The 12,369-nt window shown below is 52.8% G+C and carries 8 protein-coding genes; 7 read left to right on the plus strand and 1 reads right to left on the minus strand.

The genetic code is table 11. From position 1 onward, the window contains the following. The first annotated feature begins 1 nt into the window (after position 1). The 7 genes from H6F93_RS28825 to H6F93_RS28855 all read left to right on the plus strand — a co-directional run bounded on the left by H6F93_RS28825 (position 2) and on the right by H6F93_RS28855 (position 11,153). On the plus strand, positions 2-2,317 hold the full coding sequence (locus tag H6F93_RS28825; protein ID WP_190688605.1) for a tetratricopeptide repeat protein: 2,316 nt from the start codon (positions 2-4) through the stop codon (positions 2,315-2,317). A 90-nt stretch (positions 2,318-2,407) separates the two neighbouring features. Further along, positions 2,408-3,769: a family 8 glycosyl hydrolase gene (locus tag H6F93_RS28830; RefSeq protein WP_242043667.1), complete on the plus strand. Its 1,362-nt coding sequence runs from the start codon at positions 2,408-2,410 to the stop codon at positions 3,767-3,769. Further along, positions 3,766-6,162, plus strand: coding sequence for a cellulose biosynthesis cyclic di-GMP-binding regulatory protein BcsB (locus H6F93_RS28835; RefSeq protein ID WP_242043668.1), 2,397 nt, complete (start codon positions 3,766-3,768; stop codon positions 6,160-6,162). The genes H6F93_RS28830 and H6F93_RS28835 overlap by 4 nt, the downstream gene beginning before the upstream one ends. Further along, a complete protein-coding gene (bcsA, locus tag H6F93_RS28840) occupies positions 6,163-8,814 on the plus strand; it encodes a UDP-forming cellulose synthase catalytic subunit (RefSeq protein WP_190643355.1) in 2,652 nt (883 codons plus the stop codon). Positions 8,815-9,055: 241 nt separating this feature from the next. After that, a complete protein-coding gene (locus tag H6F93_RS28845; protein ID WP_190688608.1) occupies positions 9,056-9,811 on the plus strand; it encodes a fasciclin domain-containing protein in 756 nt (251 codons plus the stop codon). A gap of 311 nt (positions 9,812-10,122) precedes the next feature. Continuing rightward, positions 10,123-10,521, plus strand: coding sequence for a peptide-methionine (R)-S-oxide reductase MsrB (msrB, locus tag H6F93_RS28850; protein WP_190643357.1), 399 nt, complete (start codon positions 10,123-10,125; stop codon positions 10,519-10,521). 128 nt (positions 10,522-10,649) lie between these two features. Continuing rightward, on the plus strand, positions 10,650-11,153 hold the full coding sequence (locus tag H6F93_RS28855; RefSeq protein ID WP_190688612.1) for a methylmalonic aciduria and homocystinuria type D protein: 504 nt from the start codon (positions 10,650-10,652) through the stop codon (positions 11,151-11,153). Between the two features lie 7 nt (positions 11,154-11,160). Here the strand turns inward: H6F93_RS28855 and H6F93_RS28860 are convergent, their stop codons facing one another. Next, on the minus strand, positions 11,161-12,276 hold the full coding sequence (locus tag H6F93_RS28860) for a LysM peptidoglycan-binding domain-containing M23 family metallopeptidase (protein ID WP_190688615.1): 1,116 nt from the start codon (positions 12,274-12,276) through the stop codon (positions 11,161-11,163). Positions 12,277-12,369 lie beyond the last annotated feature (93 nt).

Raw genomic sequence — 12,369 nt, forward strand, 5'->3', positions numbered from 1 at the left:
CATGGAATTTCTCATACGGGGTAGTCAGGTGCTGCAACACACGCTACTAGGGTTGATGCTACTGGGGACATCGGCGGGAATGTTGTTGTCTCCGATTGGTTTAGGAATTTTGGCAGTGCAAGCGCAGACGGTGCCTGCGGCAGTGAGTCGGGGCTATACGCTGCTAGAGCAAGGCTGGGTCGATGATGCGATCGCCGCCTTTCGACAAGCTTTGCAGCGCTATCCTGATTCACTGGACGCAAGACTGGGATTGGCGATCGCTTATCAGCGAGCCGGACAGGATGAAAATGCTTGGAATACCTACCGTCAGGTTTTAACTCAAGACCCAACAAACCGCCGCGCCCTAGAAGCTGTGGGACTGCTGGGCGGCTATCGTTCAGAGTGGCAGACAGGCGGCATCGAAGCGCTGACCACCCTACTCAACCTTGACCCGAATAACCAAAACGCCAGAGCGCAGCGGGCGCTGCTGTTGGGCTACCAGGGACGTTACAGCGAATCGCTAGCAGACTACCAAATTGCGCTAGCAAACAATCCCTCAGCCGAGACGATTTTGGGCGCGGCTCAAATCTACACCTACAGCGGCAACTACAGCCAGGGGTTGGCGCTATTTCAACGCTATCAGGCAACCGGGGAAACGATTCCGAATACGGCTATTACAGCCTATGCGTCGACGCTTCAGGAAACGGGAAATCCGGCTGAGGCAGTACGGGTATTAGAATCCCGGCTACGACAGTTTGATCGCCTGGACGCAACGGCAATTCAGATTCGGGCAGCACTGGCGATCGCCCATCAAGCCAACCAAAACCCAGAAGCGGCTCTGGCAACCCTGGAACCGTTACGCGACGCCGAAGGCGCAACCTTGCCGCTAGCACGGGCACTCAGCACGATTGGTAGAGAGTCGGGCAATGCTCAGCTGTATGAAGAGGCGATCGCCCTTTACCGTCGAGTGCTTCAGCAAACGAGCAATCCATCTCCGGGGCTGGTAACTGAGGTGGCAGATGTCTTGAGCGAGTCACCCACCTCTCAGGCAGAGGCACTGCGGCTCTATCAACAGCTTGCCACTCAACAGCCCAATAACCTGGGCCTGCGGGTGAAGCGATCGGTCTTGGAGCGGCAGCTTGGAGAAATTTCTAGCGCTCAGCTTCAGCAAGAGCTTCAGTCTGTTTTACAGGCGAGTGATGGGGAGATTGAGAGACGGGCGATCGCCCAGTCTCTAATTCGCCTCGACCCGCCCGACCCAGAACTCTTGCCGATTTACCAGAACTTGCTTCAGTCCAATGTGGACGTTCCCTTCTTAAACTTCCGAGTTGCTCAAATTTTGATTCAGCAAGGCAACTATGCAGCGGCAAGGGAAGCCCTAACTGCTTATGGTGCGACTTCCGTTGGTTCTCAAGATCTGGCAGCAGAATTGCTGTTAGCAGACATCGAGCGGCGCGAAGGAAACCTGGAAGCCAGTGCCAGCCGCTATGAGGCACTGATTGCCCGCAATCCTGAAGACCAAATTCTCACTGCTTCCCTGCGCGGGTTGGCGGGCATTCGGTTGGTGCAAAATCGTCCAGAGGAAGCCCTAGCATTCTACGACCAGCTTCTAGCCAGAAATCCCAATGACCTGCAAACCCAACTCGGTCGAGCCAGTCTGGCTTACCAGATTGAGCAGATTTCCCAATCGGAAGCCGAAGCCGTTCTAGAGCGTTGGCTAGCAGCCCGTCCCGCTACCGATACGCCGCCAGAGCTGTTTAGCCTAGTAGGAGCTTTGCCGCCCAGTCCACAGCGAGAACGGCTTTATGAGGCGCTGCTAACCGTTAACCCCGATGACATTGGCGTGAATCGTCGGTTGGTGCAGGTCTTGGCACTGCGCGATCCCGAACGGGCTCAAGCACAAGTTGATCGGGTTCTGTCGCGCAATCCCGATGACATCAACGGCTATTTCCTCCAGGGCGAACTGGCTCAGGTTTTAGGCAATTTAGATGTGGCTAGTCAAGCCTACCGTGAAGTGCTAAATCGCCAACCCGAAAACACCGATGCTCTAGCTGCTTTAGGTGGAATTCGGTTTCAACAGCAGCGCTACACGGAGGCAACCATGCTCTATGCAAGAGTGCTGACTCTTAAGCCAAATGATTGGGAAACGCGCCGCATCTTGGCGGAACTCAGCGTTGCCCAAGATCGTCCAATGGCAGCACTTCAACAGCTTCGACGCTTGCAGCAAGAGCGTCTGGTAGCAGGCAATCCCGACGCTGACCTGGACGACCGAATCGAGCAGATTCAGTTAGATCTGATGCGACGACGAGGATTTCAGCCTGCGTGGGAGCGGTATTAGAAAGGACGAGGGATAAAGGATGAAAATTCTTAACCCCTAGCCTCCAACCCCTAGCCTCCAGCCTCTCTTGAACTTGACAGGTTTTGCAGAATGTTGCTGTATTTTTCCTTCCAAACCCCATTTCTAGCTGCGCTGCGAATTTTGTCAACTGTCTCTCAAGTGTTGTTGGGGCTAACAGGACGGTGGCGCACTAAAGCTGCGCGGCGATCGCTCCTCGGTCTAATGGCGCTGCTCTTGAGTCTGACAGCAGGCTGCTGGAAGCCGTCTCAGGCAGAAGTACCCGTGTGTTTGCAGGATGTAGTAGGGCAACAGCCTTCTGACATTCAGGCAAGTACGCCAAATACACTATCGTTACCGTTTCGGGCTGAAAATTTGCCGCTGTTGCAGGAAAGCTGGATTGCTTATCGCCAGCGATTCATTCAGGAAGATGGGCGAGTGATTGACCGAGAAGATGGCGATCGCTCCACCTCTGAGGGACAAGCCTACGCGATGCTGCGAGCGGTGCTAATCAATGACCCTGGCACCTTTGTGAAAACGCTGAACTGGGCAGAGCAAAATTTGATTCGCAAGGGGGAGGGCGATCGCCTCGATCAGCTTTGGGCCTGGAAATGGGGTCGCAATTCTAGTGGGCAATGGACGACGATCGATGCCAACTTTGCCAGCGATGCTGATATTGATGCCGCTACCGCCCTGATTTTTGCGGCTCGTCGCTGGAGTTGCCCAGAATATTTGGAGTTAGCAAAAGTCAAACTAACCGACATTTGGAACTATTCAACTGCCGAGTTGGCTAACGGTCGGGTTTTGCTGCCCGGACCCGCTGAGGCATTTTGGAGTCAGCCAGATACGCTAATTCTCAACCCTTCTTACTTTGCGCCTTATGCCTTTCGCCTGTTCGCTCAGGTTGACCCAGAACATGACTGGATGAGCCTGGTAGACAGCAGCTACCAGCTTTTAGAAGCGTCGTCTGATGTTTCGGCGGTTGGGTTGCCGAGTGACTGGATTTCGCTCAATCCGCAAACGGCAGAACTCTCCCCAGTCGGCGATTCTAACCTGCAAAGTCAGTACGGCTTTGATGCTTATCGGGTGTGGTGGCGAGTGGCGCTAGATGCAGCCTGGTTTCAAGAACCGCAGGCAGAGCAATTTCTGCGCCAACATTTGGCGTACTTAGAACGGTTTTGGCAGGACGGACAGCAGATTCCTGCCCGATTTGACATGCAGGGAAGGGCGATCGCCGACTACGAAGCGACAGCCCAGTACGCCACGCTTTACCCAGCGTTTGCTTTAACGGAACCGCAAATCGCTGAGCAAATCTACCAGCAAAAGTTAGTGCCGCAATATCGGCAAGGCTTTTGGGACAACAGTTCCGCCTATTACACGCAAAATCTTGCCTGGTTTGGGTTACTACCTCCTGTCTCTCCTTCTGCACAGTTGATGCAAGCATCTAGTTCATGAAACACGACCTACATTCACCAACCCCTAACCGTCAATCTTCTCGACGGCGATCGCGCTCCTCTTCCCATCGACGCGATCGCCCCCTCTGGGCTTTTGCTGGAATGCTGCTGCTCAGTTGCGGCTTGCTTTTGGGGTGGGCTATTCTCCCGGCACCCGCTCAGACTGAGGCTCCAATTCCTACAGAGGAGTCAGGAGCGCCCCAGCCGGATCTGTCCCGCTCTGAATTTGCCCTGCCTGATCCTCCCGCTGCTCCGCCTACCGTTGCCCCTGAAGCGGCTGGACAATATGTACTGGAGTTTAACCGCAGCCCCATTGTGGGAAATCGGTTACGGATGGAGGGCATTTACGATGAGCGGCGGCTGAGGTTTACCCGTCCGCGTAACTGGGAACCCAAATCCGTGCAGATTTCGCTGCGGTTTCGGCACTCGGCAGCGCTCTATGCCACTCGCTCAAATCTGACGGTGCTGGTCAACGGTACGAGCATTGGCAGCGTGCCGCTGAACAAACCTCAGGGCGAGATTGGCAATGTCGTGTTTGATGTGCCGCCAGGAGCCATTAAGGATTACAACGAGGTGGTGCTGGCAGCGCTGCAAAACAATTCACCAACTTGTACCCAAGACCCATTTGATCCGTCGCTGTGGACGGAGATTCTGCCCGATTCCAAGCTGGTGTTTAACTTCCAGCCGAAGGCGATCGCCCTCGACTTTCACCGCTATCCCTATCCGGTATTTGACGACCTCAGCCTGGAACCCAATCAGGTCGCCTACCTTCAGCCCAACGAGATTGATGAAACCTGGTTGACCGCCACCAGTCGCCTGCACACCTCTCTGGGGCGGCTAGCAGAATTTCGTCCGCTAGACACGCGGATTGTTGAAGCGATCGATCAAGTGGCAGGACGTGAACGGCTAATCGTGATTGGAACTCCTGCCATTCAGCCTGATCTGTCATCTCTGGATTTGCCGCTGTCTTTGGGCAGTGGTCGATTTTTAGATGCAGAACAGCAGCCTTTTCCGGGCGATGTTGGTTTACTGATGCTGACCACGACTCCTGATGGGGCAGCTCCCGTGCTGGTTGCGACGGGCAACGGGGCTGAAGGAGTCGCCAAGGCAGTTCAATTCCTGGTGCAGCCAGGAGATCGGCAGATCGGCACGGGTAATCTTGTGATCGTTGATCAAATCGATCAGGTCGAAACACCTGATCCGCGTGCATGGCAAGGCTATTTGCCACTAGAAAATTCCTTTAAGCTGAGCGACCTGCGTACCTTTGACGAGCAAGCGTATGGTGATGTAACGGTGCGGGGTTCCCATTCCCCCAGCCTGGAATTGGACTTTCGGGCACTGCCCGATGACCAGTTTTCGCCGGGCAACACGATGACGCTGCGCTATAGCTACGGGCCGCAGATCAATCCGCTGACCTCCCTGGTGGAAGTGGAACTTGACAACGTTGTGATCACTGGAAAACGCCTCACTTCAGTGAGTGGTGGCGATCGCGAAACGCTGAAAGTAACGCTACCCGAAGACCGAATTAAGCCAAATTCGCGAATCCAAGTGAATTTTCGGCTCGATCCGCGAGAACGCCGTTCCTGTAGCCGTGTGACTGACCAGCAGCTTTGGAGTACGATTCACTCCGACACCGAATTTAAGCTGAATCGCGAACAGGTGGTGCGGCTGCCTGACCTGGAACTGTTGCGGGCAGGTTACCCGTTTGCAGCGCCGCAGGATTTGTCGAGTACGGCGATCGCCATGCCCGAAAACCCAGCTCAGTCTGACCTACTGCTGCTGCTAGAGGTGAGTGAGCGTCTAGGTAGACTCAGCCGTGCCGAATCGGTGAAGTTGGATGTCTACCGCGCTAGCAAGTTGCCAGTTGAGCAGCGAGACAGCCGCCACATTATTGCGATCGGCACCGAAGCACAGTTTCCATTGCCCGAAGCGTTTGAGCAAGGAGATGGCTTTGCCCTGCGAGATCTATTTTCCCGTCACTGGGGGCAAAAGCAGATTCAAACCCTGCCCGACCAGGAAGGATTGGTCAAGCAAATCATTTCACCCTGGAATCAAGAGCGGGTCATGCTGGCGCTGAGTGCCCAAACTGATGAAGGCTTGCAGCAGGTGCGCGACCTGATCAGCCAGGACAATCTGTTCTTTCAGCTACAGGGTGACACAGTGCTGATTGCGGCAAACGAACCTGACCCTTCACCCTACGACCCCAACGCTTACTCGCTGGAATTTTTGCAGCAGTCTTCTCAACGGCAGCTTGCATCGGCTAACCTTTCTAGCCGAATTGCAGCGGTGCTGCGCGGCAACTGGTTTGTATTGGCTCCCGGCATCGTGGCAGCGTCACTGGTGCTGTATGGGGTGATTCAACTCTACTTAAAGCGGCTCACGGGGCAGGAATAAATGGTTAGTCCTTCTAAGACTCGAACGCAGCGACGGTGGATTCGCGAAGGAGTGCCTTCTAACTCAGAATGGCTGGCAACGCTGCTGGTCGATCGCCTGCCGCACACGTTTGACCACGTGCTGAAGTGGCTAAACCGACGGCAGTTGGTGATCCTGCTAGGGTCACTGTTGATGATGTGTCTGCCGCTGATAACGGTGCGCCCCAGCATTTGGCAGCAGGGCTTAATTGCAGTGCTGCTAATTTTTGTGGGGCGATCGGTACTGCGAATGGAAGACCAGCGCAGTGACACTCACAGCAGCGAGTATCTGCACCTATTTCTAATTGTGCTGAGCGTGGTGACGACGATGCGGTATTTCTATTACCGCACCAGCTATACGCTCAACTTTGATGGTGTAGTGAATGGCATATTTTGTCTGTTGCTGTATGCGGCAGAGATGTATGCGATCGCCACCCTCATGCTGGCCTATTTTCAGACTTTGAAGATTCGTGAGCGCCAGCCCATCGATCTATCGACCTTACCCCACGATGATTGGCTCAAGGTTGATATATACATCCCTACTTACAACGAAGAAGTCGAGATTGTCCGCAAAACGGCTTTAGGCGCACTGGCAACTGATTATCCTTACGACAAAAAGCACGTTTACATTCTGGATGACGGTCGGGCAGAAAAGTATCGCGATCGCCGCGAACAGCTTCGCCAAATGTGCGATGAACTGGGCTGCACCCTGCTGACACGCGATAACAACGACCACGCCAAAGCTGGAAACATCAACACCGCCTTGCCGAGAACCGATGGGGATCTGGTGCTGATTTTGGACTGTGACCACATTCCGGTTCGCAGCTTTTTGCAAGAAACCGTCGGCTTCTTCATCGTTGACCCTAAAGTAGCGATGGTGCAAACGCCACACTGGTTCTACAATCCTGACCCGTTTGAGCGCAACCTGATGACCGAGGGACGTGTGCCCGTCGGCAACGAACTGTTCTATAAAGTGCTGCAAAAAGGTAACGATTTTTGGAATGCGGCTTTCTTTTGCGGTTCAGCAGCCGTGATTCGGCGGGAATACGTGCTCGGCATCGGCGGCATCGCTACCGAAACCGTTACCGAAGACTGCCACACTTCCCTGCGGCTGCACTCCCAGGGCTATGAAACGGTCTATTACGACAAGATCATGGTGGCAGGACTCGCACCTGAAAAATTCTCCTCCTACGTCGGTCAGCAGGTGCGCTGGGCGCGGGGAATGGCGCAGATTTTGCGAATCGAGAATCCAATGGTCAACCGCAAGTTAAATCTGCGGCTAGCGCAGCGGGTGTGCTATTTCAGCGCTACATCACACTTCTTTTTTGGCTTTCCGCGTTTGATGTACGCGATCGCCCCCAACCTGTTCCTCCTCTTCGGCATCAACTCTGTTAAAGGCTTAGGACTAGAAACGCTGTTCTATGCTTTGCCCCACATCGTTTTGTCGATGCAGGCAAACCACATTCCCTACAAACACGTTCGCTTTTCCTTCTGGAACGAGATTTACGAGTTTGCCATGTCTTTTCAGGCAGGCATCGTTACCCTGCTGGCGCTAATCAACCCCAAGCTGGGCAAATTCAACGTGACCGACAAAGGGCTAACTGTTGAGGAGCGCAGCTTTGACCTGGATTCTGTGCGTTACCTGGTGATTCTAGGCGCAATTACCGCTGCGTCGCTGGTCGCCGTTCCGTTTTGGCTGGTGCTGAGTCCGCAAGATACGCAAGCTGTGCTGATCAACACGCTCTGGTGTGTATTTAACCTGCTGCTGGTGATGGCAGCCTGCCTGGTTGCCTTTGAGCAACCCCAACTGCGCCGCGCTCACCGTCTACCCCGCCGATTAGCCGTCGTGATTCACGGCGATAACCAAAGTTGGGTCGGCGAAACGGTAAACGTAAGTGAAACTGGAGCGCAAGTGCTGTTAGATGTTTGGCCCAACGTCCCTGATGAAATTCGGATCGAGCTGATTGGGGATTATGGGGCGCGGGTGCTGCTAGATGCCCATATTATTCGAGCGATCGCCACTGACAAACTGCAAACTCTACTCGCCCTCGACTTTGTCAACGTCAGCCAAACTCAACTGGATGACCTCTCAGTCGTCATCTACTCAGACGTAAAAGAATGGTATTCCCAGAAGCGAAATGAGGCAGACAACCCAATTCAGTCGCTCAAATTCATTGCCACCAGCATACAGCGGGTATACCGTGAGTTTCGCCCCGAAGTTGGGATGAAGGTACGCAAGCAAGTCCGGGCTGACGCTCAGCTTTTCTGGGAGGACTGGGAAGGCACATCCTACACTGCCAAAGTCACCGAAATGGGTACGCGAGACATTCGGCTGGAGCTAGAAGGAGACCTGCTACATCTGGAAACGATGGAGCAAACCAAACCGATGATTGGATTGCTGATCAGCAGCGACACTAACGATTTTGCACCCCAAAGTCTGTTAGCCCAAGTGCAATCTGTTGAAATTCTGAATTTGGTACCCGTTGTCGCATTTCAACCTCCTGGTGCTGACTCAGAAATTAGCTCAGACTATGACACCCCGCCTTTACGAATTGCAATAGAACTATCTTTTCCAGAATCCCTCAATCAACAGCAGCGCACTAAAATTCGAGATTTGCTGCGATCGCTAGAGTAGTAATACCAATTTCAAAAATTAGGGCTACAGATAGAAGGACACCCCGCGCCGTGGGATGTTCTTCTATCTGTTTGGAGAAGCGTTATAAATTCTGGCTCTTGATGAGGGACTACCAAACTTGACCGATAGTTAGGTTTGTCACCTGTCTGTAGTTATTTTTTCCGGCTACGCCTTTTGTGCGATCGCATAAAAGGCAGTTTGTTTTAGCCTAAAGGCGTTGTTGTAACAAAGTTTTAAGCTAATGCAAGTTACTTTTTATTCCCGAAGCATGAGGGCGATCGCCATTCTGCTAGGTGCTGCCGGAGTCGCAGCCGCAGCCAGCGCTCCTCTGCTCGCCCAAACCCAACCCGCACCTGCTCCCGCTGCACCGGGTACGATCACCCCTGGAGCAGTCCCTGGCACAACGGAACCGAGTACAACACCGCCAACTACAGCTCCTAGCCCCGACGCAACTACACCTGCAACAGAACCCCCTGCTGCCCAGCCAGCCCCTGCCCCCGATGCTGCTACGCCTCCAACTTCTAGCAACGCTAGCCTTACCGAGTTGCTGCAACAGGTTTCTACCCAACAAGCTCCTAGCGGTAACTCCTTTAACACTCTGGCACAAGCTGTAGCAGCAGCAGATGTAGCGCCTCTACTGCAAAATGCTGGTGGCCCCGTTACTATCTTTGCGCCCACTGACACTGCCTTTGCAGCATTGCCCGATGGTGCTCTTGAGTTCCTGCTGCGTCCCGAAAACCGCAACCTGCTGAGACAAGTTTTGGCTTATCACGTCGTTCCTGGCGAATTCACTTCCAGCCAGCTTCAGACGGGGGCCATCTCCACCCTCAATGGCGGCATTGCTGTCCGCATCACCCCTGAGCGCATCGTAGTGAATGACGGTAGTGTGATTCGGGCAGATATTCAGGCTAGCAATGGCGTGGTTCATGCCGTTAACCGAGTGTTGCTGCCCCCCCAAATCCGTCAGCAGCTAACAACTGCACTGAACGCGCAGTAATAGAAACTAGAAGAACTAGAGTTTCCTTGAGGGCGAAGCATTTGGGCAGCAATTCCCGACTCACTTTAGAGTCTGCCTGACAGATGCTTCGCCCCTCCATCTGTAGCCCCTCTTTGGAGGAATATTATTAGTACTACACCAATTTCAGCGAGAAATCCCCACCTGCTGTAGTCCAGAGTGTTGATTTAGAATCAGATCAACGGCTTCGCTCAGGCAGAATGCATTTCAGGTAGTGAGGAATGTAGACTTGAAGACTTTCCTCCTAGTAGTGAACTGCATAGCAACTTTTAAGCGACATAGGAGCATAATTCATGGTGAATAAGGTGCAAAAAACTGACCAGGAATGGCAGCAGCAGTTAACCCCTGAGCAGTTTAAAGTAACCCGCAAAAAAGGGACGGAAAGAGCCTTCACAGGGGAATATCACGACAACAAAAAGCCAGGAATTTATCGCTGTGTTTGCTGTGACGCTGAATTGTTTAGTTCAGACGCAAAATATGACTCTGGCACGGGTTGGCCAAGTTTTTGGGCACCTTCGAAGGAAGACAATATCGGCTACGAAGACGATCGCGCTTTGTTCATGCGTCGAACTGAAGTTCTTTGTGCTCAGTGTGATGCCCACCTGGGTCACGTCTTTGATGATGGACCTCAACCTACAGGACAGCGTTACTGTATGAACTCAGCGGCTTTAAAGTTCGAGCCAAAAAGCTGACCCTAATTTAGGATTCAGAAAAGTAACTTAATGAAAAGCGCACTCTTCCAGGGTGCGCTTTTTGTGGCTGACTGAGGATTGACCTAGAAATAAACCTCGAATTCACTGAGATTCAGAATCGCTATAGAATGAGAAATTCCAACTTAACCTGTCACTCGTTGCAGTATTCAATTCATCCACCCAGCAAATTTATTAAAACTCATTTAGACCAGCTTTTACCAAGTTGGTCTGCCCCAGTTTCGTCAGTATTAATTGTTATTCAACCTTGTGAGCTGGCGTTGGTGGATCGAACGGTTGAAACCGAAATTCATAAATTTCAACTGCGGCAAAAGGTTACTGAACTCGGCGACAAAATCGTCACTCAGCTTCAGCAGGATGGGTATTTTGCAGATTTGTTTGATCCGCGAACAGGGCTGCCCATGTTTTCAGTTTCAGGGCAGCTCCGGTTGGATGATGTGGCAGTGATTCGCTCAACGTTGGGCTACTCCGTGCTAAATCGAGGGGGTTGCCGAACGATTGAGCATCCAATTTGGGGCAGTGCGGTTTATCCTTCCATTCTGGTTACGTCTGCTTGCTCAACAAGCCTGGAACGGGTTGTGAAACTGCATTTAGACAAGCTCGAATGTGCGTAAGGCAATTTTATTGCTCTGCGAGTCTCATATCTTGAAAATAAGCTCCGGGATCTTGAGCAACCCAGCCTAAGTCAGAATTGGAGCGAATTTCAAAATGCAGGTGAGGGTTGGTCGCGACTCCTGTGTTGCCAACCGTGCCAATGCGATCGCCTGCTCTAACGGTTTGACCCACTTCCACGTCGATACTGTCGAGTTGGGCGTAGCGAGTTTGTAAACCCTGACTATGGTTAATCACAACTAGATTGCCGTAATTACCTTGGTTTGACGCAAAGGCAACGGTGCCTTCACCTGCTGCTAGCACGGGTGTTCCTCGGTCAGCAGTCAAGTCTACTCCACCATGAAAGGCAACATTGCCGTTATCAGAGTTGAGCTGCCAGCCATAACCTGTTGAAATAAAGGCAGTTGCAGGCAAAGGATATTCCCTTAACACGCCATCCACTCGTGCGGGCGTACCCGTTGCAGTTTGGTTGGGCGACCAGTTGACACCGGGCACAAAGACAACACGGGGAGCCTCCTGACAGCCATTCACCTCAAACAAAACATCGGCTCGCGTGCCGTACAGTTCTGCCAAATCTTGCCAGGTGCTTCCTGCTGGCACTTCCACTCGGATACCGTTATACGGTGGAACCAAAATCTCAGACCCCACAGGAGCATTCCCATCCCGCAGCACAGGATTCATTCCCATTAGCGTTGCTGGAATCAAGTTATAGCGCTGCGACAAGCTGGTCAAAGTTTCGCCCGCAGCGATGCGATGGCGGGTCACACGAGACAAAGCTGGTTCAGGACAGAGCGTATCGCCTTCAGCCTCAGAGCTAGTTGGAGAAGCAGTTTGCGGCTCAGCTTGTTTGCTTGACGAGTGAGTTAACCGAGCAGCATTCTGATGGGTCTGATAAATCTCTTCAAGTTCTAGAGAATTCTGAATGGCAGAGGTAGGATAAGGAATGCCAAGCGTTGAGCGATCAAGCTTGCCCACGGCAAAGGATTGCCTGAACGAGGCGGCGGGTTCGCCTACTTCGAGCTGATAAGGGTTTGATGCGGCGAGAGATGAGGTAGCCTGTCCTGCCCCGACCAGAGTCAAAAGCCAGAGCAGTGCGGGAAAAGTGAGGCAGCGCGACAAATTCATACTCGAAACCCAAATGAAAACGACAAAGCATTTGCCTCGCTCAAAATGCATCTCTTACGAGTGCGGGTTGAGAGGTCTAAATCACTTCACTGC

This window comes from Leptolyngbya sp. FACHB-671, from assembly GCF_014695745.1.
GTDB lineage: Bacteria > Cyanobacteriota > Cyanobacteriia > Elainellales > Elainellaceae > JAAUTN01.